16 protein-coding genes are annotated in these 22795 nt (G+C 67.0%); 4 read left to right on the top strand and 12 right to left on the bottom strand.

Features of this window, described 5'->3' with window-relative positions; translation table 11 throughout:
* The first annotated feature begins 14 nt into the window (after positions 1-14).
* Entirely contained in the window at positions 15-3698 is a 3684-nt protein-coding gene (locus Poly30_RS25350) for a sulfatase (RefSeq protein WP_145204333.1), read from the top strand.
* A 108-nt stretch (positions 3699-3806) separates the two neighbouring features.
* Here the strand turns inward: Poly30_RS25350 and Poly30_RS25345 are convergent, their stop codons facing one another.
* Together Poly30_RS25345 and Poly30_RS25340 are read right to left on the bottom strand one after the other, a co-directional pair.
* Complete coding sequence (locus Poly30_RS25345; RefSeq protein WP_145204329.1) at positions 3807-4628, bottom strand: SDR family NAD(P)-dependent oxidoreductase; 822 nt, start codon at positions 4626-4628, stop codon at positions 3807-3809.
* The gene (locus tag Poly30_RS25340) at positions 4625-5938 is read right to left on the bottom strand and encodes an FAD-binding oxidoreductase (protein WP_419190660.1); all 1314 of its coding nucleotides are present in this window, start codon (positions 5936-5938) and stop codon (positions 4625-4627) included. The genes Poly30_RS25345 and Poly30_RS25340 overlap by 4 nt, the downstream gene beginning before the upstream one ends.
* A 108-nt stretch (positions 5939-6046) precedes the next feature.
* Between Poly30_RS25340 and Poly30_RS25335 the strand changes: the two genes are divergently transcribed.
* On the top strand, positions 6047-6850 hold the full coding sequence (locus tag Poly30_RS25335) for a glycosyltransferase (protein WP_145204323.1): 804 nt from the start codon (positions 6047-6049) through the stop codon (positions 6848-6850).
* On the opposite strand, the gene Poly30_RS25330 is transcribed toward Poly30_RS25335, so the two are convergent.
* Positions 6794-7351: a hypothetical protein gene (locus Poly30_RS25330; RefSeq protein ID WP_145204320.1), complete on the bottom strand. Its 558-nt coding sequence runs from the start codon at positions 7349-7351 to the stop codon at positions 6794-6796. The genes Poly30_RS25335 and Poly30_RS25330 overlap by 57 nt on opposite strands.
* The gene (gene meaB, locus Poly30_RS25325; protein WP_145204317.1) at positions 7348-8388 is read right to left on the bottom strand and encodes a methylmalonyl Co-A mutase-associated GTPase MeaB; all 1041 of its coding nucleotides are present in this window, start codon (positions 8386-8388) and stop codon (positions 7348-7350) included. Before meaB ends, Poly30_RS25330 begins: the two co-directional genes overlap by 4 nt.
* A 27-nt stretch (positions 8389-8415) precedes the next feature.
* Between meaB and Poly30_RS25320 the strand changes: the two genes are divergently transcribed.
* Entirely contained in the window at positions 8416-8829 is a 414-nt protein-coding gene (locus Poly30_RS25320) for a hypothetical protein (RefSeq protein WP_419190659.1), read from the top strand.
* Here Poly30_RS25320 and Poly30_RS25315 read toward each other — a convergent pair.
* Both Poly30_RS25315 and Poly30_RS25310 read right to left on the bottom strand, forming a co-directional pair.
* Complete coding sequence (locus tag Poly30_RS25315; RefSeq protein WP_145204310.1) at positions 8790-8993, bottom strand: hypothetical protein; 204 nt, start codon at positions 8991-8993, stop codon at positions 8790-8792. The two genes, Poly30_RS25320 and Poly30_RS25315, sit on opposite strands and share 40 nt — an antisense overlap.
* A gap of 89 nt (positions 8994-9082) precedes the next feature.
* A complete protein-coding gene (locus tag Poly30_RS25310) occupies positions 9083-10834 on the bottom strand; it encodes an ABC transporter ATP-binding protein (RefSeq protein ID WP_419190658.1) in 1752 nt (583 codons plus the stop codon).
* Positions 10835-10988: 154 nt separating this feature from the next.
* Between Poly30_RS25310 and Poly30_RS25305 the strand changes: the two genes are divergently transcribed.
* On the top strand, positions 10989-11636 hold the full coding sequence (locus Poly30_RS25305; protein ID WP_145204304.1) for a DUF2238 domain-containing protein: 648 nt from the start codon (positions 10989-10991) through the stop codon (positions 11634-11636).
* On the opposite strand, the gene Poly30_RS25300 is transcribed toward Poly30_RS25305, so the two are convergent.
* The 6 genes from Poly30_RS25300 to Poly30_RS25275 form a co-directional block, all read right to left on the bottom strand.
* Complete coding sequence (locus Poly30_RS25300) at positions 11590-12672, bottom strand: LptF/LptG family permease (protein WP_145204301.1); 1083 nt, start codon at positions 12670-12672, stop codon at positions 11590-11592. The genes Poly30_RS25305 and Poly30_RS25300 overlap by 47 nt on opposite strands.
* A 21-nt stretch (positions 12673-12693) precedes the next feature.
* Positions 12694-13527 (bottom strand): phosphatase PAP2 family protein, encoded by an 834-nt coding sequence (locus tag Poly30_RS25295; RefSeq protein ID WP_419190657.1) that lies wholly within the window; start codon positions 13525-13527, stop codon positions 12694-12696.
* Positions 13528-15173: 1646 nt separating this feature from the next.
* Positions 15174-16364 carry an IS110 family RNA-guided transposase gene (locus Poly30_RS25290; RefSeq protein WP_145204295.1) on the bottom strand — a complete coding sequence of 397 codons (1191 nt, stop codon included), beginning with the start codon at positions 16362-16364 and terminating at the stop codon, positions 15174-15176.
* 328 nt (positions 16365-16692) lie between these two features.
* Positions 16693-19782 (bottom strand): efflux RND transporter permease subunit, encoded by a 3090-nt coding sequence (locus Poly30_RS25285; RefSeq protein ID WP_145204292.1) that lies wholly within the window; start codon positions 19780-19782, stop codon positions 16693-16695.
* Positions 19783-19784: 2 nt separating this feature from the next.
* Positions 19785-21080 (bottom strand): efflux RND transporter periplasmic adaptor subunit, encoded by a 1296-nt coding sequence (locus Poly30_RS25280; protein ID WP_419190656.1) that lies wholly within the window; start codon positions 21078-21080, stop codon positions 19785-19787.
* 5 nt (positions 21081-21085) lie between these two features.
* Positions 21086-22468 carry a TolC family protein gene (locus Poly30_RS25275; RefSeq protein WP_145204286.1) on the bottom strand — a complete coding sequence of 461 codons (1383 nt, stop codon included), beginning with the start codon at positions 22466-22468 and terminating at the stop codon, positions 21086-21088.
* Positions 22469-22795: the final 327 nt, after the last annotated feature.

Raw genomic sequence — 22795 nt, 5'->3', positions numbered from 1 at the left:
CTCGTTCCAGCGCCATGACGAGCGACGAGAAGACGGAGGGCATGGGAGGCCCAGGGTGGTCAGGCGCGCTGGCGTTCCGTGGCCTCGTGTTGCTGCTCGCGTGCTTTGCGCTGTACTTCGGCCCTCGCGTGGTTCGCGGCGAAGTGCTCCTGCCGCACACCGGGGCGCCAGAAGCGGGCGTGGGGGCTGATAGTCTGGAAGGCTTGAGCTGGTGGTATCTCGACGTCGCTGCCCTCTACGTGCCGGAGACAGCGGTCCACCTGGATCCCAATCGAGTCGGGTGGCTCGCTACCTGGACTCCCCACAACGGACTCGGCCGTCCGCTCTTTCACGTTGGCTTCGGCCCCGCGTTTCTCCTCGCGCGCGCAGTCGCCCTGTTCACCTCGGATCCTTTCGTCCACTACTCCTGGATGGCCTCGCTGAGCGTCATTCTCTCCGGGCTCTTCGCCTACGGTTACCTCATGGCCCGCCGCCTGCATCCGGCCGCTTGTCTGGGGGCGGCGCTGGCGCTCTCGATCGGTCCGCTCTATCCGACGTGGCCCATGATCCCGCTGGTCCAGTGGGGTTTCGCGTGGGCCTTTGGGGCGCTCTTCGCGACGGAGATCTGGTGTCAGCGCCGCAGCTACTTCAGCCTCGTGGCCGTGGCGTTCGCGGTCCATGGGATTCTGCTCACGGGTTTCCTGGAGCACACGTTGGGGCTCGGCTGGATGGTCGGAGGCTGGGTGCTCCTGCGTGTCCTCGGGGCGACGGAATCAGGGCCGGTTTCACCAGAAGGATCGGGGCCAACGGATCGAGGACGCCTCCTCGGCGGCATCGTGCTGGCCGCTGGCCTCGGCGTGCTCTCCGTGCTGCCGGTTTATATCGACCTTTTCGTGGAGCTGAGCGCCTCCACGCGGCTCAGCGCCACCTACGGATTCGATCCCGTTTTCGAAGGGCGAGTCTGGCCCTCGATCTTTGCCGTGCTGGCTGGCGGCGCGCCCGGTCTGGATGCGTTCAGTATCGGAGCTACTGTGTTCTCGTTGATGATTCTCGGAACCGTTCGGGGCGGCGCGCCGGGAGGCGGGATCGGCGCATGGTACTGGTTCGCCTGGGTGCTCTTCATGGCCGCTGCCACGGGCCACGCTGGCGTCCACGGCTGGCTTCGCTTCCTGGGGCTGGGCATGTCCGGCTGGCCGCCCGTGCTCACGATCTTCTTGCCGGTCACGTACCTTCTGGCCCTGGGACTCCACGATGTCTTGACCCGTGGTTCGAGGAAGGATCGTCGTCGACAGCTTCTGATCGTCGTGGCCACGCTCGCAGCCGGGGTGGTGGGTCATCTGATCGCGGGGCCCGCCTACGGCCTTCCCATCGCTAGAGCGATGGTCATGGCTGCCGCGGTTCCAGCGCTCGTGCTCTGCCTGTTCCTTCTCCTCCCCGTTCAGCGCACAGGAGTGATCGGCTGGCTGGTCGTCCTGGCGCTCATCCTTCCTGGGGGCATGTATCACGCCCAGCGCCTGGTCGCCTGGAAGGACCGAGCGGCGGTGCATACCGAATCCGAGTTGAGCCGCTTGCTTCAAGAGCGCACCCGGGACGGATCCCGCTACGTCTGGGTGGCGAATCGGCCCCTTCGCGCGCGGTGGATGCCGCCCAACGTCGACGCCCTTCTGAAGACGCGGGGGCTGCAGACCTACGACCACCTCCCGTCCAGGGAGTTCCACGCGCTCGTCGAGCCCTTCCGCCCCGAGCGGGAACGAATTCCGTACGTGCGACGCTTCACCCGGCTGGCGCAGCCCGAAGACCTCAACGACGCTCGACTGGCTCTCGCGGGGCTCGGCACCGTGCTCTCCGGGGAGCCGCTGGACCCGTCCCTCGCCACCCCCGTTCGGAGGATCGGCGAGGTCCTCGTCTCGGAGCCCGTACGCAGGATTTCGCCGCGCTTCTCGGTTCCGCTCGCGAGCTGCGTCGAGGAGAGCGAAGGGGATTGGCGGCTTCCACTGGAGTCCGTCGAGGGGAGTGCTGGACTCCTTCGGGTCCTCGGCGAGAAGACGGACGCACTGCGCCTCGCCGTTCCGGCCCGTCCCGGGCCGCAGCTCGTCTTCCTGAGTCAGCAGTACCACCGGCACTGGCGCGCGAGCGGTTCTCTGAGCGAACTCAAAACCGTGCGAGTGAATGGCCTCTACCAGGGCGTCATTCTGCCGGTCGGTGAGACCGAGTTTTCGCTGGAGTTCCGCCCCTGGAGTCCCTGGATCGTGCTGTCGCAGCTGATGTTTCTCCTTGCCGGTCTCGCCTGGACCCTCCGCCCCTTGGTCGGGATGCGTGCCCTTGGAGGCCAAGTCCCAGGAGCGCTTCTCGCCGCGATCTTCGCGTCGGGACTGATGGGCTGCGCGCCCGAGCGAGAAGCGCCGGCGGCTCCCCATCGTCCGGACGTGTACCTCTTGATGGCGGATACCTTTCGCGCAGACAACCTGGGTCTCCAGATCCGCGGCCTGCCCCTCTGCCCCGAGCTCGACGAACTCGCGCGCGACTCACGCGTTTTTCGCCACGCACGGACGCCCGCCACGTGGACGCTCCCGGCGCACGCGTCGCTTTTCACCGGGCGCTATCCCAGGGAGATCGGCGTCACCGATGCGCGTTCCCGAGTGAGACCCGAGCTGGAAACGCTCGCGGAAGCATTTGCCGCCGCTGGCTACCGGACCGCCGCCGTCACGGACGCCGGGTACGTGAGCAGCCACTTCGGAATGGACCAGGGATTCGAGTCCTTCGTGACGACCGGGAACATGACCGCGCCGGACTTCGACCTGACCGTGGCGGCCGTGGAGGAAGCACTGGAGCGTCCCGCTGACGATCGTCCGCTGTTCCTCTTCGTCCAGAGCTACCGTGCGCACAGCTGGACCGTCAGCGAAGCCACCCGGGAGCGGCTGGGGGCGGGCCTTGCCTTTCAACCCGATGAGGTCTTCACCTCGAAGCCCTGGCGCAGCCGGTTCCTCGAGCTCCTTCGCGTCGCGGAGCACGGGGAACCCATGGTCGGCGAGGAATTCGACGCCGTCGTCGGGTCCATGGTCCCCAGCTACCGCGGCGCCGCGGCCGACACCTCGGAGGGGTTCGGTCGGGTGCTCGAAGTGCTTCGGGCACAGCCGCGTTTCCCGGAGGCCGCGATCGTGTTCACGAGCGACCACGGCGAGGCTTTCGGTCTCCACGGAGTCGTCTCCCACGGGAACGGAGTTTGGGAGGAGCAGGGCCGGATTCCGCTTCTCATCTCCGCTCCCTGGATCGCCTCCGGGGCGGACGATCGCCCCGCGTCGTTGATCGACCTGCCGCGGACATTGGCGAGCCTGGCCGGCATCGAGCCCGTTTCAGCCTGGCGTGGCACGGACCTCCTGTCCCCCGTGGGTCCACAGCGTCCGCTCTTCGTGTTCCAGACGCTCCCCGCGAAGACCTGCTACGTCGCGATGATCGAGGACGGCATCAAGTGGATCTTCATCGACCAAGGCGGGGCGCCCGGCGACCTGGCCTTTGTCTATGACCTGAAGAGGGACGAGCTGGAGGAGGAGAATCTCAGCGCCCAGATCGGAGGCGGGGATCGCGAAGCGGAAGTGCGCGGCGCGCTCGGCCGAGTCATGGGACCCATGCCGACGGGCGTGCCCGGTACGGAAGCGGCAGGCGAGATGGATCCTGAACTCGACCGGCAGCTGCGCGGCATGGGCTACGGCGGCCGATAGACCGCTCACAGCCTGAGCAGAATTCCATCTTGCTCATCGTTCGACGTTCCTGACGCATCCGCTAACGCGGATGCGCCAGGGGCCCGAGCCATTCTTGCTCAGACTCTCTCAGTCCCGGGGCGTCGAGTCACGCTTCGCCCGGAGTCCGGCGGCGAGCTTCTCCTCGGCGCGCATGCGCTTCCAGATCCACTCCGGCGTGTTGCGTGCCGCGAAGAGAGCGAAGCGCCACCAGCCGGGAACGTACAGGGTGTCCTGTCCGCGCTTCATCGCGCGGTGGATCTTCTCTCCGGCGTCCCTTGGGGTGATCCAGCGCATCTTCTTCGGCAGGGGCGCCGTCATCGGTGTGTCCACGAAGCAGGGGAAAATCGTGAGGACCGGGATCCCCTTGACCTGGAGCCGCGCGCGCAGTCCGGAGAGGCAGGCCGTCATCATCCCCTTGCCCATCCCGTACCCGTAGGTGCTGCGTCTGCCGCGCTCGCCCGCGCCCGACGTGATGCCCGCGAGCGTGCCGAAGCCCTGGGTCTCGAAGTGCCGGGCGGCGGCGATGAGCACGCGGACGGCGCTCGTGCCGTTCACTCGAATGGAGCGTTCCTGGAGCGCAAGGTCCGTTTCCAGATCGATCTGGTCAACGAGGGAGCCGTGGGCCACGAGGACCGCGTCGAGGCCGCCGAGCGCTGACTCCGCGGCCTCGATCATGGCCTCCGGGGCCTCATCCACTGCGGCGTCGAAGGCGAGGAGGTGAACCACCGGCGCACCCGCCCTCTCCAGCTCTGGGATCAGTGCGCGGGCCTTCTCGATCGACCGTACGGCGAGCGCGAGCGCGGCTCCGTCCCCGGCGAATCCCAGGAGCGTCGAGCGCACCATGGCGGAGGTGGCGCCTGTCACCAGCACTCGTCGAAGCGGTCCGCCGCTGCGCGCGGAACGACTCACGGGACTGCCTCGGGCGCGACCCTGCGCCAGAAGTTCGACGAGAGTGCCGGGTCCACATGGCGCGCAAACTCCTGCACACGCGGGAAGCTCCGCGCGAACGAAGCCGCGGACATTCGCGCGTCTTTGGCGGGGTAGAGCTTGCCGCCGGCGTCGAGGACGATGGCGTCTAGCGCATCGAGCTGCCTTCGGGTCCGATCCCCTTCATTCACAAATCCAAGGGCGATCGACGTGCCGCTTCCGGTGAACGAGAGCAGGCCGGGCGCATCGCGATGCTTTCCCCCGAACGCCTTGAGCACCGTGACGAGGGACTGCGCGCCAGGCTGCGCGGCCCTTCGCAGAAGCTCGTGAACCGCCGGATCCTCACCGGCTGGAATCCAAGAGTGGTGGGCGTAAGCTCCGCGGGCTCCGTAGAGGTGATTCGTGTCATGGGCTTCGTCCTGGGGAAAGAGGAAACTCCCGAGGGGGCGTGTGGCGGCGCTCCCCGTAGGTGCGCTGAAGTAGGCGCGATTCACGAGGCGCATGGTGGCCCGTCGAAAGAGGAACGGAGGCGTGAACCTCGCCAGCGCCCCGGTCATCCGGAGCGCGCGCGGCCCGGCGCCGGAGCCCTGTCCGTGACCCGGCACGACGGTCGCGCGGAGCACCAGGCAGCGGGCGGATGCGCTGTTCACCTTCGCCGGCTTGATCGAGAAGCTGTCGACCCATGCGAGGCCGTAATCGTAGCGATCGTGCTGGCGCAGGAGTGCGAGCACGCTCTCGAGGCTTCGGCACCGAATCCGCTCGACAGAGACCCGGTCACCGGCCAGCGGAAGGAGCCTCAGACGAACGCTCTCGATCACGCCGGTGAGGCCGAGGCCACCGAGGGTGGCCCGAAAGAGCTCCGGGTGCTCGGTGGGGCTACAACGGATCGAACCCACGTCGGATCGAACGAGCGTGAGCCCCAGGACGTGTTCACCCAGGGTCCCGGTGTGCGCGTGGTTCTTGCCGTGGACATCGCTCGCCACCATGCCGCCGAGGGTGACCCTGGCGGTGCCTGGACAGCACGGAACGATCCAGCCCGCGGCGGCGACCCGATCGCATAGCTGGCCCAGGGTGACCCCGGCTTCGGCTTCGATCTCGCCTCTCTCCTGGTCCCAGGCGAGGATGCGCCCCAGCCGGCCGGTGGAGAGGGAGCGTCCGCCTCCGTTGACGGCGGTATCGCCGTAGCTTCGACCCGCCCCTCGGGGCAGCGAGCCCTGGCCGCCGGCTGAGTTCCCGAGCGCATCCTCCACCGCGCCGGGCGCCAGCTCCTCTGCCGCGGTGGCCACCTCCATGGGCAGCCGAGACCACGACCCGAGGGAGCTGTTGCGGGCGATTGGGCTCGAATCGGGTGACGCACGCGGCATGGCGGGATTCAGCGTAACCTAACCCAAGCTTGCCCCATGAACGACCCCCCGTCCCTACTGCCCGCGGTGACCGTCGTCGTCCCGGTTTACAACTCCGCCGACCAGCTCGGTTCACTGGTGAAAGCCATCGATGAAGCGATGGCAGCTGGAGCGCTGGCTCAGGCCGCGAGCGCCGAAGTGATCTTCGTCAACGACGCGAGCCGCGACGGGAGCTGGGGGCGGATCGTGCAGCTCGCAGAGCGTTACCCCTGGGTGCGCGGTCTCGATCTGTCGATCAATGTGGGTCAGCACGCTGCGCTCATCGAAGGGGCGAGCGTCGCGTCCGGTGACGTCATCGTCACGATGGATGACGATCTACAGCATCCTCCGGAGGAGATCGGCAAGCTCTTGGAGGCGCTGCGGCGCGGCCCCACCAACGGCGGCGCGTCTGCAAGCCTTGTGTACGGGACCCCCATGAGTCGCGGACCCCTCGGACTTCGTCGGGCCGGGTCCTGTTTCGCCCGCCTGGGTCTTGCGTGGCGCATGCGCTCTTTGGTGGCACTCCGGTCGTCCGCGTTCCGCGCCTTCGACGCTCGACTCGTACCCGCGCTCGCGCGATTCGATCAGGGATCGATCAATCTGGACGCCGCGCTGGTCGCCGTGGGGGCGAGGGCCACCTCGGTCCGCACGGTCCACGGGGCCTCGCATTGCCCGCAGTCCAGGTACGGCCTCCTGACCCTGGTACGTGCCGCTGGCGCGGTCTTCAGGGGGCCGCGTCTCGGTCCGCGTTCTGCGTCCGGACCCCTAAGGATCAGCGCGAAGGTCGGCTTTCCCGTCAGCGCCGGTCCTCCGACCTCGTAGCCCGGCGAACGGGTCGAGCGGAGGCTCGCGGAGCTCGTACGTCAGCCGGTGGGGCTCTTCTCGCACGAGCGTCCAGCCGAGCCGGTCGGCGGTCTTGTACCCCGCGCGGTTCCGTGAGTTGAAGTGCGCGATGATCGGGTAGGTCTCGTTGCTGAAGAAGGTGAAGCACGCGGCCAGCGCGAGCCCGCGCCCGGCGAACTCGTCCAGGATGAAGCATCCGCCCACCCGCTCAGCGGTCAGGTACATGAGTCCGACGTCGCGCCCGCTGGCAACGACGATCTCGATGCGATCGAACGGGGTCGAATCCAGGTAGCGCACGTGCTCTTCGAACGTCGGTAGCTCCTGACGAGCCATGCCAGGGATGTTGGAGTTCGCCTTGGCGTAGCGCTCCTCCAGCAACCGGTAGAGAAAGCGGTAGTCCGCCGGGAAGGAGGCCGGCCGGAGCGCCATGTCTTCGGGCCGATACAGGCGCTTGGGGGCGGAGGAAGCTCTGTCCGTCATGGGGAGCCGAAGAGGTTCAGTAGCCGAGTCGCCGCCGCGCCCGGCGGCAGGGAGCCGGCGCGCACGGCATCGACCGTCGCGCCGAGCTCCTGCGCCACGGCGGGGTTCTCGCGGAAAGCCCGGAAGAGGCGCTCTTCGATGAGCGACCACATCCAGCGCGTCGACTGCTCGGCGCGCTGGGTCCCCAGGGAGCCAGACGCTTCCAGCATCGCGCGATGTTCGCCGATCGCCGCCCAGAGTTCGTCGATGCCAGCGCCCGTTTCTGCGCTGACCACGAGGGTCTTCGGCGTCCACTCGGGATGCCGCGGGCGGATGTAGCGCATCGCCGCGGAGTGGTCGCGCGCGGCGGCGCGGGCGAGGTTCACCCGCGAGCCGTCGGCCTTGTTGACCGCGAGTATGTCGCCCACCTCGAGAATGCCCTTCTTGATCCCCTGGAGCTCGTCGCCTGCGCCGGGGAGGAGCAAGACGACGAACGTGTCGACCATCTCCCGCACGGCGATCTCCGACTGGCCGACGCCGACGGTTTCGACGAGGACGACGTCGAAGCCCGCGGCCTCGCAGAGCAGCATCGTCTCGCGGGTCCGCTGGGCCACGCCGCCGAGTGTGGCGGCGCTGGGGCTCGGGCGGATGAACGCGGCCTCGGCCTGGGCGAGGCGCTCCATGCGGCTCTTGTCGCCAAGGATGCTGCCGCCCGAGAGCGTGCTGGACGGATCGATCGCGAGGACGGCGACCCGGTGGCCCGCTTCGATCAGGTGGAGCCCGAGGGTCTCGATCAGGGTGCTCTTGCCGACGCCCGGGACGCCGCTGATCCCGACGCGGTGGGCACGGCCGGTCTTCGGAAGCACGGCGCCCAGGAGTTCCTGGGCCACGGGGGCATCGGCGGACCGTGTGCTCTCGATCAGGGTGATCGCCTGGGCCAGGCGCGTGCGATTGCCCGCAAGGACGCCCTCGGCCAGTCCCGCCGCGCGCTCGGAGATCTCCTGCTCCGTTCCCGTTGCGGGCTGGCCGCCGCCATGGTCTTCACTGCGCTGCGTCATGTGGATCCAGAGGGTAACGTACCCGGAGTGCCACGACTCCTCCGCTACCTCTGGGCGTCGCCCAATACCCTGATCGGTCTCGCGTTCTGCGGCGTGGCGCGCCTCACCGGCGGCGAGACGGCCCTCGTGGACGGCGTGCTGGAGACCCACGGAGGCTGGACTCGCTTCGCCCTGGGCCGCAATCCCTTCATGCGCCACGGGATCGCCGCCATCACGTTCGGCCACGTCGTCGTGGGGAGGGACGCTTTTCAGCTCCAGCGCACCCGAGTTCACGAGCGGGTTCACGTTCGCCAGTACGAGACCTTCGGGCCCTTTTTTCTGCCCGCTTACGGCCTATCGAGCGCGTGGTGCCTCTGCCGCCGCGTCGACCCGTACCGGCAGAACATCTTCGAGCGCGAGGCCTATCGGATCGAGGCGGAGTGGCGCGAGCGGTTCGGCTGAGGCGCTGGTGACCCTTCGGTGGTTCGCGCCCGCTCCATCGCGGCCCGGTCGTCCGAGTCACAGATCTGCCAGTACAGGACGGCGATCGCCATGGTAGCGAGGTCCAGGAGCCGCTCGGTGGCCTGCTCGGCCCAGGCGGCAGGGGCCCGTTTCGTGGTGTTCATGGGAGCAGAACGGCGCCCGTCAGGAATCGGCGACCGGGATTGTTCGAAATTCCCGGGGGGGGCGCCAGCCCCCGCCTGGCCCCGCCCGATCAGATCCGCGCCTGAAGCGTGTAGAGCCGGTGGTAGCGGCCCTCCAGCTCCATCAGCTCCGTGTGCTTCCCGCGCTCCGCGATCCGCCCGTCCTCGATCACGAGGATCAGGTCGGCGCGCTGGATCGTCGAAAGGCGGTGTGCGATCACGAAGGTCGTGCGGCCCTGGAGTAGCGTTTCGAGGCTCTCCTGGATGTACGACTCGCTCTCCGTGTCGAGGGCCGACGTCGCCTCGTCGAGCAGCAGGATGCGCGGGCTCGAAAGGATCGCGCGCGCGACGGTGACGCGCTGGCGCTGCCCGCCCGAGAGCTTCACGCCCCGTTCCCCGATCACGGTATCGAGCCCCAGGGGCTGGCGATCCGTGAACTCGGTGACGTAGGCGCGCTCGGCGGCTTCCTGGACCTCTGCCTCGGTGGCTTCGGGCCGGGCGAAGAGCAGGTTCTCTCGAATCGTCCCGTCGAAGAGGAACTCGTCCTGGAGGACGAGGCCAAGCTGGCTCCGGTAGCTGGCGAGCTGAACCTTACGCAGGTCCACGCCGTCCACGATCACGCGGCCCTCGTCCGGGGAGAGGAACGAGACGGCGAGCGCGGCGAGCGTCGACTTGCCGGAGCCCGAGCTGCCGACGAGCGCGACCACCGTCCCGGGCTCGACCTCGAACTCGATTTCGTGCAGAACGCGCTCGCCCTCCACGTAGCCGAACGAGACGCCCTCGAACTTCACGTGGCCCTTGACCGGCGGCATCTCGATGGTGCGCTCGGGGTCGTCGTCCTCGCCGGGCTGGCTCAGCAGCTCCTCGGTACGATCGAGGCCCGCGAAGGCCTCGGTCATCTGCGTGCCGATGTTGGCCATCTGCACGATCGGGCCCACGAGGAAGCCGAGGAACAGCGTGAACGAGAAGAGGTCGCCGACCGTGAGGCGATCGTCGAGCATCAGCGAGCCGCCATAGCCGAGGATCACCACGCTCGCCACGCCGACGAAGAACGTACCGAGGCTCGTGACGGCGGCGGTCGTCGTCAGCGTCGTGCGCACGTTCTCGAAGATGCGCATCACGCCGGCCTGGAAGATCTCGTTCTCGCGCTCCAGGGCGTGGAAGCCCTTGATGATGCGGATGCCGCCGAGGGCTTCGGTGAGCCGACCGGTGACCTCGGCCTGAATCTTGCCGCGATCGCGGAAGGCGGGGCGCAGGCGCTTGAACGCGCGTGTCGAAACGAAGGCGAAGAGCGCCATCGGTATCAGCGCGAACGCTGTCATCGTAGCGTTGATGCGTAGCAGGAAAAACAGCGCGATGACGCCAGTGATGATGCCGCCGAAGAGCTGAACGAGTCCCGTGCCCACGAGGTTTCTCACGCCCTCGACGTCGTTCATGATCCGCGAGACGAGCTCGCCGGACTTCGTCTCCTCGAAGGTGCGGACCGGGAGTCGAAGGACATGGCCGTGAACCTTGGCGCGGAGTTCGGCGATGAGATGCTGGGCCTCGACGCTCAGGAGCTTCGTCAGGGTGAACGAGGTGATCGCCTGGAGAGTGGTCGCCGCGACGAGCCCGCCGAGGATCGGGAAGAGAAGCCCGCCGTTCTTCTTCACCAGGACGTCGTCGATGAGGTACTTGGTCGAGGCCGGGAGCACCATCCCGCTCATCCGGTTCAGCAGGATCAAGACGAGTCCGATCGCGACCAGCTTGCGCCGCGGCCAGATGATGTCACGGAAGGCGCTCTTGAGACTGGACGAGCTGATGCGCTTGGAGGGCTTTTTCACGGGGCCACGGTAGCAGACTTGGACCCGCGATCCGTTCGATGAAGAGCCCGCGTCCATGCGGAGGCCGGTCCCAGCTGGCGGGGGCCTGGCCCTGGAGCTGGTTTTCGAGCTGGCGGCGTTCTCGCCGGCCGCGGCATGGGAGAATCGAGCCACCATGAAGCTCCCCCTCGTTCTCCTGGCCATCTTTCTCGTCTTCGCGGCAGTCCTCGCCGTCGATCCCCACGACAGGATGGACTGGATGCTGGAGAACGTCCTCGTGGTGCTCGGGCTGGTCTTGCTCGTCCTGACCCATCGACGGATCCCGATCTCCAGGGTCTCCTACCTGCTGATCTTCGTCTTTCTGATGATCCATGAGGTCGGATCGCACTACACGTATGCGGAAGTGCCCTACGACGCATGGGCGGAGCGCTGGACCGGGGAGTCGATCTCCAGCCGCTTCGGCTTCGAGCGGAACCACTACGACCGGCTCGTGCATTTCACGTACGGACTGCTGCTCGCGTATCCGTTCCGGGAGCTCTTCGTGTCCGTGGCAGGGGTCCGCGGCTTCTGGAGCTACTTCCTGCCGCTCGATTTCGTGATGTCGAGTTCGATGCTCTACGAGCTCGTCGAGTGGGGCGCGGCGAGCGTCGTGGGTGAAGGGCTCGGGCAGGCTTATCTCGGGACCCAGGGAGACGTCTGGGACGCGCACAAGGACATGGCGCTGGCCTCGCTCGGCGCGCTGGTCGCGCTCCTCGCAGTCGCACTGGTCCTGCGCATTACCGACGGATCGCCCTCCGCAGAAAGAAGGCCGCGACAAGGCTAGAGGCGGCGTTGGTGATCCACGCACCCAGCCAGGGAGGGAGGTCCGGGTTGTGCCCGAGCTTGCCGCCCAGCTCCATGTTGCAGACGTAGTAGACGAGCCCGAAGCCCACGGAGACCGCCATGGCCGTCAGGAGGGACCCGCGTCGCATCAGGACGCCGATCCCGCTGCCGAGGGCCGCGAAGACGAAGCAGATGCCCGCGAGCGCTGCGCGGTACTGGAGGGTGTACCTGTAGTCGCGCAGCCTCTTGGGGGTCAGCTCCGCGGTCTCGAGACGCTCGCGGATCTCCGTCGAGGTCAGGTAGCGCGCTCTCTCGTACGTCTCGGTCCGCACGCCCAGCCGCTTCGCGATGTTGATGTTGAGCAGCAGCTCGTCGCTCCTGGAATAGCTTCCGGAGTTCGAGTCGAAGGAGCCGATGCCCACGGCGTGAACTCGCAGCAGCTCACCGTGGACGGAGATGTCCACGCTGTTGGCGAAGATGTCGACCCTGTCCAGCTGATCGTCGGAGCCACCGGCGTGCCGCAGGTAGACGCCGCGGAACGTCCCCGTGTCCATGTCTCGCGTTCGGGCGATGAGGTGCAGGCCCGCGATGTCGATGCTCGTCTTCCCCGGGCGCAGGTTCTGTACGAACGAGTTGGTGGCCGCAAGAATGAGGGCGCGCTCTTTCTTGCGCAGCTGCGGGAGGTCGTTCGAGACGATCCCGAAGATCACGAGTCCCAGCAACGTCGCGACGACTCCAGGCGCGATCAGCAAAGTCAGCGGGTGCCGGCCCGTCATGAGGATGGCGGTCCACTCTCCGTCGGAGGCGAGCCGTCCGAAGACGGCGACCACGCTCAGCACGAAGCACAGCGGCAGCATGTACGGGGTGAGGGACTGCAGCACCAGGGGCAGGAATCTCAGCAAGATCCAGACGTCCACGCTCGGAAGCTTCGTGACCGTGCTGATCGCGATTCCAGGCAAAGCCACGCAGAGGAGCGCCCCCACGGCGAAAGCCAGCGCGATGAGCAGCTGCTTCAGCACGTAGAGGTGGATCGTCATGTACCGGGTTGGTGGGCTACTTCACTCGGGCTCTTGGCCTCGAGGTGCCGCCGGAGCATCCGCAGGTCGAAACCGGAGCACCAGCAGGTAAAGGACGGTGCAGATCGTCCACGTGATCATGAAGGACCAGACCCCGTGGGACGGGGAGTGTGCGCCGCGCAGCACCTGGGTACCTGCATAGAGACTTCCGAGCGCCACGGCTCCGGCGAATCCCATCCAGGCAAGCCGAGGTCTGGAATCCCTGTAGAGGAAGTAGAGGCCCACCAGCGCGAACGCGCCCGCGGCGTGGGCGCAGGGCCAGCCGCCGCTATGGGGTGCTCCCGCCGGTGCGAGGAACGGAAGGTAGTGGGGCGTCGAACCGCCGTAGCGCACGGAGTTCCACGGTACAGGGATCGGGCTCACCGACTTCATCAGCCCTATCACCGCCGAGGCCACGGCGATGCACGCCAGGAGATAGATGGCGGAACATCGCCAGGGGCGCAGCTTCTGACTCCACTTGGCCCCCAACGAGACCGAGAGCAAGCAGGCGCTGATCGCGATGATCAGGTACTTGCCGAACGTGTGCAGAAGGGTCCCGACCAGCCAGTCGTCCCGGTAGGGGAAGGTGCCGCTCGCCGCGTCGAAGAAGGGATCCGTGAGCTGGCCGTCGAGGTCGGTGCCGTAGAGGAGTGCCAGCGCAGCCGCGGAGATCGCCATCGGAGCGAGATAGACCACCGCCAGGCTTTGGCCGACGCGTTCCTCGAGAGCCCCGTCTACGGCGGGTACGAGGCGCGCAGAGGCTTTCGGCGCAGCGGAAGCATCGAGTGATTCCGCGGTCCCGGGTCCGGAGTTCCCGGTGAGGGTGGCGGCGAGCATGACGTCTCCAGTTCCAGTTCGCGCCAGGTCCGAGGAGACAGCAGCCTTCGTAGCGCTCTGCGTCGATTGCAGCTGTGTCATCTTTCGGCCGGTCGTCGTCATCGTGGCAAAGTAGGGCGATGGCGCTCGCCATGAATGACCTGAACGTGACCACGCGCTCGCCTCGCGGAATTCTGCCCCAGGAGTCTGCGCCACAGAATGCGATTCCGCGAGCACCGCCAAGATCCTCCCCCGGGATCGTGGGCCGGGAGTTCTCCCGCTGGCTGACGGTGCACCACGTCGTCACGATCGATGGGGAGGTGACCTGGATCGTCCTCGTGATCCTTCTGTTCCGGACCACTAGTGCCCTGAATCAGAAGTTCGTCGCATTAGTTTCGCCTGTTTCGCTCCGTAGCTGCGTTGCCGAACCTTGGACGGAACTACTGCTACGCACTGCGGTTCGGACGCCTTGCTACGAAACGAAACAGACTGAAACTAATGCGACGAACTTCTGATTCAGGGCACTAGCCTGCATTATTCGCGAGTTTGCACCACCAGCACGCCCAAACCACGCCGTGGCGGCGTCAGACGGCAGCCTTTGGCTGCCGCCCGCTTCGCGGGCTCCCTCACAGAATGCTCGACGGGCCTACGGGCCCGCCTCCGCTTCGTTCGGTCGTCTTCCTTGCCACGCCGCGGTTTGAACGCACTGGTGGAGCAAACTCGTGAATAATGCAGGCTAGCCCGCATTATTCACGAGCTGGCACCACCAGCGCGTCCAAACCACGCTGTGGCTGCGTCAGACGGAAGCCTGCGGCTTCCGCCCGCTTCGCGGGCTCCCTCACGGAATGCTCAACGGGCCTACAGGCCCGCCTCCGCTTCCGTTCGGTCGTCTTCCTTGCCACAGCGCGGTTTGGACGCACTGGTGGCACCATCTCGTGAATAATGCGGGCTCCTATGAGCACGGCCTCGTCAAGGTCGTTGTAGTGAATTTTGGTCGTCGTCCTGCTCCTGGATGATTGAATCGTTGGGCGGTTGGCAGCCCTGGGCAGGATGTATCTCGGCAGACCTTTGGAATCTGCTGCGTGATACCCATCTCCGCCCAACCCGCGCGTGCAATCTCGCCTGCGGCTTCGCGGGCGGAGTCTGACCTGAGCTAGAGAACGTCACAGTCCCTGTGCCTCCAAAGGGCGCTGGGCGGCCGCAGCCGCCCAGAGCGCTACCTTTCTTTGGTCTGTTCTTCCACCACGAAGGCGGCGCACAAAGTGCAAGCACGCTCGGAGTCTTCATAGCTTTCTTGCGTAGTAGCGTGGACGCGCCAGAGGCTGGCTTGGGAGGGTCGCCGCGCGACAAGCTCCTATCCGTCTCGGGGTCTGTGCCCCGAAGGCCTAATGCTGCGTTCGCCCGAAGGCGTTGCGAAAGCCAGTGAAGAAACCGCTCCTTCTAAGTCGTGGCCCACCGGCGGATGCGATGAGCATCCCACCCAGCCGGGCGATGACGAGCTGATTTCCCTCGTGGCGTCCTGCGCTCTATGTGTTCTCGTTGGCCTCCGATTCGTCGTCCTGTTCGAAAAGTGCCCCTGGCGACTGCTTCATCTAGGCAAACGAAGCGGCCTCGATGAAGCGCCTCCGCCCGCACTGCAAGCGAGTCTCCTGGAGCACCGGTGCGAGTCACGCGGGACTCCCCTCCGCGTTCGTTGTCTTGAGTACGGCACCGGTGGGGACTACGCCGTGTTCGACGAAGTGCCAGAACTCGACGAGTAGTTTCCTCGCCACCGCGACGATCGCTTTTCGCTTCGCGCGGCTTCCTCCCTTGCCGACGTGCTCGTGGTACCACTTCGTCGTCCGGCTATCAGGCTGCCAGCGTAGCCATAGCCATCCGAGTTCGACCATGAGCGTCCGAACGCGCGGATTGCCGCTCTTCGAAATGCCTTGGTCTCGTCCCATGTTGCCACTCTGGAACGGTGTGCCCGTCAAACCGGCGAGTGCGCCCACCTGACTTCGGTTGTCAAAGTCTCTCCAGCCGAAGAACTCCGTGGTCAGCACGTAGCTTCCAATGTCGCCCACCCCACGGAGCTGACTGAGGATGGCGGCCTTGCGGGCTGCAGAGGTGGCCTTCTCTGGCTCGGCGCGTGCCTCGCGAAGGACCTGGCGCTGCCGCTGCTCGAGCTCTTTGATCTGCTTGGTGAGAAGGGAGTACAGCTGCCAGCTTCGCTTGACGCTTCGCAAGCACTCAGGTGGGAGTCGTTTGCCATCCCACTGTCGGGCGGCCTTGAGCGCGGTGAGGAAGTCCTTGTCCTTAAAGCTGCCCAGGCGGGGATTGAGGTCTACTCCGTGCTCGAACAGGCTCGCTTGGATCTTGTTGGCGGCCTGCTCTCGTCGCTTTTTGAGGGCCTTGAGGTCCCGGGGCAAGATCCGCTCATCGACTGACTCGAGCGGAGGGACTCGTACGACGCGGAGAACGCGCTCTCCATCGCCATGTCGAGCGAGAAGTTGCGCCATCTTCTGGGCGTCCACCCTGTCGGTCTTGACCTTCCGACTCCGCCTATCGACCTCAATGCTCGCGGGATCGATGATGACGTTCTCGATGCCGTGGGCGAGCAGGAATCGGTGGATCCAGAAGCCGTCGCGACCCGCTTCGTAGCAGCTCTTGACCAGAGTGTTCTCTGGAAGATTGAAGTGCTTCTTGGCCGCTTCGATCTCCGCGAGAAACCCATCGAGGTCCCTGGCGCGAACGTCGCGGATCTTCGCTTTGGACACTCTGTCGAGGGTGATGCCGAGCTTCCAAGTATCTTTGCTCAGCTCGAGGGCGACGTAGAGGACGGGGGTTGCAGTAGTATTTTGAACGGCTGCCTGGGCCATGAGTAGCTCCGTGCTCGCCAGTTGCCCTTCGCCGTCAAAACTCGGGGCGCTGGCTGGTTCAGGCAGCCTCTCTTCCACTCCGGTCCACTACCGGGGCGGTCAAAGCTGCCGTGCAGGACACTTTCGCTTTCGCGCGGCGTCCTGGAAAGGCCTGCCCCATAGCATCTAGGAGTCTGCGCCACAGAATGCGGTTTCGCGAGTGCCGTCAGGATTTGCGCTCGCAAGGCGCGCCGGACCCCCCATGGTTTGATGCCATTGGGGTTTGGCGCAACGCCGCGAGCGTGGATCCTGGCGGTGCTCGCGGAATCGCATTCTGTGGCGCAGACTCCTAGACAGCCCTGATCGAGCCCACTAGCGCCTCATCCGTGGCGGCGGACGCGCCGAGCATCAGGTAGAGCGCAGGCACCACGAGGACGTTGAGCGTGAGCGAGACGAGAACGCCTCCCAGCACGACGACGGCCATGGGGAGTTCGATCTCCGTGCCGGGCGCGCTGCCCGCAAGGATGAGCGGGAGGAGCGCGAGAGAGGTCGTGAGCGCCGTCATGAGGAGCGCGGCGAGCCGCTCCTCGGTTCCGCGTCGAACGAGTTCGAGTCCGAATGGAACCCCCTCCTCCAGCTCGAGATGCCGGAAGTGGTCGACCAGCATGACGGCGTTCCGGGCGCCGACGCCGAGCACCGCCGCCATGCCCACGAACGAGCCCAGCGAGAGGACGCCGCCGCTGAGGTAGACCGCGAAGATCCCGCCCGCGAGCGGGAAGGGAAGCGCGAAGAACACGAGCAGCGTCGGCTTGAAGTCCCGGAGGTTGCCGTGCAGGAGCGCGATGATCGCGAGGATGCTGAGGACTCCGAAGGAGAGGATGCGCTCGCGCGCTCGCTTCTGCGCGGCGAATTCTCCGAGCAGCTCGGCGTGGACACCGGCTCGGTGGGGCGTGCCTGCCAGGACCGCGTCCATGTCGGCAGCTGCCGACGCGAGGTCGCGGTTCTCCACGTTGGCGACGACGTCGATCTTGCGCGAGCCGCCTTCGCGCTTGATGGCGTTGGGCGCGTTCTCGAAGGAGACGCGGGCGAGTTCACCGAGGAGCGCCGTGCCGCCTCCGGGTAGATCGACAGGGATGCGCTCCAGCGCGGCCGGGTCATGCAGCTTCCCGGGGTCGCCTCGGACCACGACGGTGAGCGGCCGGAAGCCGTCCATGACCTCGCCCACAGCCTGGCCGTTCACGTAGGTGGAGAGCGCTTCGCGGAGCGGAGCCGCGGTGAGCCCCACGGAGCAGAGCGCGTCCTCGTCCGGCGTGACCCGGAGCGTCGGCACGACCACCTGCGGCTCCACGTGCAGATCGACGAGTCCGGGGACTCCGCGCAGCGATTCGAGCATCGACGCGGCTTGCTCGCGCAGCACGCCGAGGTCTTCGCCATGGATCCGAACGACCATGCTGGCGCTGGTTCCGGAGACGACCTCCTTCACTCGCTCCCGGAGGTAGGTGAGGACGTCGCTCTGGATGCCCGGGAAGCGCGCGAGCACCTCGCCGATCTTCTGCAGGGCGAGATCGTGATCGGAGGCGGGGTCGAGGCTGATCCAGAGCTCTGAGAAATCGGGTCCGACGACCTCGTCAGCGGCCACGGCGCGCCCGATGTGCGCGCCGAAGTTGCGGACGCCCTCGACCTCCATGATCTCCCTGGCGACGAGCGTCGCCGATCGACGGCTCGCTTCGACGCTCGCGCCCGGCTTCTCCAGCCAGTGCATCAGGAAGTCGAACTCGCGGAACTTCGGCATGAAGTTCTCGCCGAGCGACGGCACGATGGCGACAGCCGCGCCACCGACGAGCGCGAGCGTCGCCAGAGGGAGCCAACGTCGGCGGAGGAAGATCCCGAGGATCGGGCGCGTGGCCCGGCGCGCCAGTCGAATGAGCGGCGGATCGGCCTCTGATCCGCGCTTCCGTCCGAGGAGCACGAGACTCAGCGCCGGCGTCAGGGTGAGCGCGGTAAGGAGCGACGCGGCGATCGCCACCATGTAGCTCACTGCCAGCGGTCGGAAGAACGCACCCGCGACGCCGTCCAGGAAGAGGATCGGGAGCATGACGAGCACGATGACGAGGGAGCCGTAGATCACGGCGCCGCGCACCTCCAGCGAAGCCGAGACGATCAGGTCGACGAGCGAGCCCTCACCGGGCTGGCTCATGCGCAGCCTTCGCGAGATATTCTCGACGTCGATGATGGCGTCGTCGACCAGCTCGCCCAGGGACAGCACGAGTCCGGCGAGCACCATGGTGTTGATCTGGATGCCGAAGTGGTCGAGGACGAGGATCGCCATGGCGAGCGAGACGGGAAGCGCCGTCATGGAGATCAGCGCGGTCCGCCAGTCCGCCATGAAGAGGCCGATGATGACGATCACGAGCACGATCCCGAGGAGGAAGGCGTGCTTCAGGTTCTCGATCGACATCTCGACGAACGTCGCGGGGCGAAAGATCGTCGTGTCGACGGAGACGCCGTCGAGCCGTGGGCCAAGGCTCTTCAGGGCGCTCTCGACGCCTTCCGTGACGAGGAGAGTGTTGGCGCCCGGCTCCTTCTCGACGATGAGGAGCAGCCCCGGCCCGCCGTTGATGACGGCCTCGCCGATCAGGGGAGCGGCGCCCTTCTGGACGGTTCCGAGGTCACCGATTCGGGTGAGCGAGAGCGGCGTGCCGACGACGGCGCCTGCGAGGCCCGCCGCGGTGCGAACGGCGAGATCCGCGATGATCGGAATGCGCTGGTTCAGCGTTTCGATGTGGCCGCCGGCGGAGCGCTGCACGGCCTCGCCTGCGGAGACGAGGAGGCTCCGCAGCGGAACGCCTTCCTGCGCGAGGCGCTCCGGATCGAGCAGGATCTGAAGCTCTGGCTCACGCTGGCCCCAGACCGCCACGTTGACGACGCCGGGCACGCTCAGGAGCTTCGGGCGAACCTCCCAGCGAATGAGTTCGGAGAGCTCGGTCATCGAGTAGCGCTCGCTCGTGATGCCGATCTTCATCACCCGAGAGAGCGCGGACAGCGGCGGCATCATGACCGGCGGGCGCGCACTCTGCGGCAGCCGACTGGCCGCGTTGACCATGCGCTCCTGGATCGACTGGCGCGCCGTGGTGACATCGATATCCTCGGCGAGAATGAGCACCACCGACGAGAGCCCGAGCACCGACTTCGACCGGACGTGCGCGACGCCGGGCGCCCCGAGCAAGGCGCTTTCCAGCGGCACGGTGACGAGCTGGTCGACCTCTTCCGTCGAGAGTCCGGGCGCCTTCGTCTGGATCTCGACCCGCGGCGGGGCGAACTCCGGGAAGACGTCGAGGGGCAGCGACTTCGATCGCTCGAAGGCCACGACCAGGGAGAGGACCGCGAGGAGGAGGACGAGCGACTTGAAGCGCAGGGCCCAGGCGACGATGGCGCCCAAGGTCAGTGGCCCCCCCCGCCGAACTCGATGGCGAAGAGCTCGTAGGCGCCGGTCGCCACCACGGGCGTTCCGGCTCCGAGTTCTTCGCTGACCCACGCAAGATCGCCATTGCGTTCGAGGAACCGGATCGCGCGGCGTCGGAACTCGTGCGGGCCTTTTTCTTCGTAGACCCAGATCCCGCCGTGGGCATCGAAGATCAAGGAGGACCAGGGGATGACCGTGGCGTTCTGCGCCGCTTTCGTGGGAAGGTCCACGAACAGGCGTTCACCTGGAGCGCGCGGTGTCCCGTCCGCGTCGAGTCGATAGAGCCGCGAGACCATGCCGACCGGAGGAGCCAGCGGGGAAGGAGTCACCAGAGGAGTCGCGCTTCCGATCGACGGCTCATCACTTGCCACGCCACCGTAGACGGCGACGTCGGCGGAGAGGTCCACGCTCGACGGCTCGGAGGCGTAGAGCTGGACCATCAGCCAGGGGTGGGTATCGTCGACGATCGCCAGGACCTCCTGGCCCGCCGGTACGACCTGTCCGGGCCGCACCGTGAGGCCGTCGAGGCGACCTGCGATCGGAGCGCGGACTTCCATGGGCTCGGCGGCGTCGACGCTCGTGGTTGGGCGTGCTTCCTCGGCCTCGAGCTGGCCGACCCGGCGCTCTGCGGTCTCGACGTCGACCGCCGCGAGGTCGCGGATCGTCCGGGCGTCGTCGAGGCGGCGGCTGCCGACAATGTTCGCCTCGACCAGAGCGCGCGCGCGGTCGAGTTCGCGGTCCGCGGCGACCAGCGCGGTTCTGGCGGTTTCGCGCAGACCGTTCGCTTCCTCCAAACGCAAGCGCAGGTCGAGTTCCTTCAGATCGACGTCGAGGGCCTGGGGACCGGTCAACAGATCACGTTCCACCGACAGCTGCGGCGAAACGAGAAAGAGCACCTGGTCCCGCTCGATCTCGTCCCCGAGCGCAGGGAACCCCGCGGCGCTCGGCTCGATGGAACCGGTGACCGGGGCAGCGACCGCGGCGCGACGATCGGGCCGCAGTACGACGATAGCGGGGCGGCGCACCGCCTTCTGCATGGCCTCGGCGCGCGCGGGGACGACCTGAACATTGAGGCTCGCCTGCACGTCGGGTGCCAGACGGACGAGCGAGGCCTCCCACTCGTGGGGGATGACCGTGGCCGCGGGTTCCTTCGTCGGGCTGGCGCCGTGGGGGGCGGCCTGGGCCGCGTCCTCCGCGCCGCCATGGCAGCCGAAAGTGCCGGCGGCCAGAACGAGGAGGATGGAGGGTCTGGAGGACTTCGATGGGGACTTCATGGGATTCATGGCCGGGTCGGACTCTCGATTCGAAAGCCCAGAGCGCTCTCCAGATCGACGATGGCGGTGGCCCTCGCGAGCCTCGCAGCGAGGACCTGGTCTTGAGCCGCGAGGACCTCGCGCTGGAACATCAGGCCGTCGAGCTCGTTCGCATCGCCTGCGGCTTTTCGGGAGGAGTAGGCGATCTCGAGGCGCGCTTCGACGCCCTCCAGCTGTCGCTCGGCCGCGGCTACCAGGCGTTCCTGGGAGCGGAGCTGTTCGAGGCGCTGCAGCACCTGGCTTCGGACGGTGAAGGCGACGGCCCGTTGAACGGCCAGCCGGAGGGTCAGGTCGGCTTTGGCCCGGCCGTGCCGCGCGTCGCCGAGGTCGAAGGAGGGCAGCTGGAGCTGGAGTCCGGGCCCGATCTCGAAGCCGCTTCCGCCGATATCGTTCGCGTCGACGATCAGGTTGATCGGCATGAAGTCCTTGCGAGCGATGCCCGCCCGACGCGCCGCAGCAGCGGCTTCCAGTGTGGCACCGCGCACCTCGTGGCGGCTGATCAGCGCCTGACGGACCAGGTCTTCCGCGGAGGGGGGAGCGTCGCCCGTCAGCTCGTCGGCCCTCGCTCCATGGCGGGCTGGCTCTTCGAACGCGGGCTCCCGGGTGCCCGGCGTCTCTCCGACGAACGCGAGGAGTACGTTCCACTGGATCGTCGCGTCGTTCTCGGCCTGAACCCGCAGGGCGTCGACGCTGGCAGTCTCGATGCGTGCCGTGGCGAGTTCCACTCCTCCGAGTTCGCCGAGGTCGATGGCTCGTTGGATGAGCGCGAGGCGCTCGTTCTCGACCTGAGCGCGCTCGGCCAGCAGCATGGACCGTTCGTGGGCGAATCGTGCGCGATGGAATGCCAATCGCGCGTCCGTCACGCGCTGAAGGCCCGTGCTCATGATTCGCTCCGCGAGAACGCGGCCGTCGAGCTCGGCGGCCTCCAGACGATCCCTTCGCAGCCAGATGTCGCTCATGGCGGTGAACATCGTTCCCTCGAACTGCTTGGAGCCCACGGGAAGCAGGAGCTGTACCAGGGGGTTGTGAATCTTCCCGGCCTGCAGGAGGTCCATTCGGCCGACGTCGAGCTGGAGGAGGGTGGCCATCCATTCCGGATGGTCGCCGAGCGCTGCGTCCATCGCTTCCAGCTCACTCAGGCCGTCGCTCCAGAGGACCCCGGTGCGCTCGCCGAAGGCGTCGGAAGCTTCGCCCGCGGCGGAAGCTGGCGCCCACGCGGGCTCGGTGGCCAGCTCCGACGAAAGCTGCTCGACGACCTCCTCGCGGCCAGGCATCGACGCCGTGTAGCAAGAGGCAGATCCCAGGGCGGCGAGCAGGCTGCCCCACCACCAGACGTTCGCGTGACTCATGGGGAGTGGAGGGGTCCGTTGCGCCCTATGGTTGCGGCGTCCGGGCAAAGAAATGCCGTCGAGCTTCTCGTCGTTGCGAGAGGCAGAGATGTGGCGGCTGCGGAGTCCTATCCGTTCGATCGGTCAGGGCCGGATACAGGGCGCTTTCATGGGGTGCGCGATTCGTGGAGGCGTGGCCCCTCAGCGCACTATCAGGAGGAGCGCGATGGCCGTGATTATCCGAAGATGACGCAGCCGTTTCCCCGCTTCATCGGGGCGCGGATCCGCGTCGAATGGTCCATTCCTCACCCTCCCGTCGAGACCCTCTCGGTTAACCTCGAAGGAGCC

It is taken from the genome of Saltatorellus ferox, assembly GCA_007751475.1.
Classification (GTDB): domain Bacteria; phylum Planctomycetota; class UBA1135; order UBA1135.
This window is presented reverse-complemented; position numbering and strand designations above follow the sequence as displayed.

Coding starts and splice junctions, on each gene's coding strand:
- Poly30_RS25280 (WP_419190656.1), bottom strand. CDS start 21,080: ATGAAGTCCCCATCGAAGTCCTCCAGACCCTCCATCCTCCTCGTTCTG.
- Poly30_RS25340 (WP_419190660.1), bottom strand. CDS start 5,938: ATGGAGGTGGCCACCGCGGCAGAGGAGCTGGCGCCCGGCGCGGTGGAG.
- Poly30_RS25300 (WP_145204301.1), bottom strand. CDS start 12,672: ATGACGATCCACCTCTACGTGCTGAAGCAGCTGCTCATCGCGCTGGCT.
- Poly30_RS25275 (WP_145204286.1), bottom strand. CDS start 22,468: ATGAGTCACGCGAACGTCTGGTGGTGGGGCAGCCTGCTCGCCGCCCTG.
- Poly30_RS25350 (WP_145204333.1), top strand. CDS start 15: ATGACGAGCGACGAGAAGACGGAGGGCATGGGAGGCCCAGGGTGGTCA.
- Poly30_RS25305 (WP_145204304.1), top strand. CDS start 10,989: ATGAAGCTCCCCCTCGTTCTCCTGGCCATCTTTCTCGTCTTCGCGGCA.
- Poly30_RS25330 (WP_145204320.1), bottom strand. CDS start 7,351: ATGACGGACAGAGCTTCCTCCGCCCCCAAGCGCCTGTATCGGCCCGAA.
- meaB (WP_145204317.1), bottom strand. CDS start 8,388: ATGACGCAGCGCAGTGAAGACCATGGCGGCGGCCAGCCCGCAACGGGA.
- Poly30_RS25335 (WP_145204323.1), top strand. CDS start 6,047: ATGAACGACCCCCCGTCCCTACTGCCCGCGGTGACCGTCGTCGTCCCG.
- Poly30_RS25315 (WP_145204310.1), bottom strand. CDS start 8,993: ATGAACACCACGAAACGGGCCCCTGCCGCCTGGGCCGAGCAGGCCACC.
- Poly30_RS25295 (WP_419190657.1), bottom strand. CDS start 13,527: ATGCTCGCCGCCACCCTCACCGGGAACTCCGGACCCGGGACCGCGGAA.
- Poly30_RS25290 (WP_145204295.1), bottom strand. CDS start 16,364: ATGGCCCAGGCAGCCGTTCAAAATACTACTGCAACCCCCGTCCTCTAC.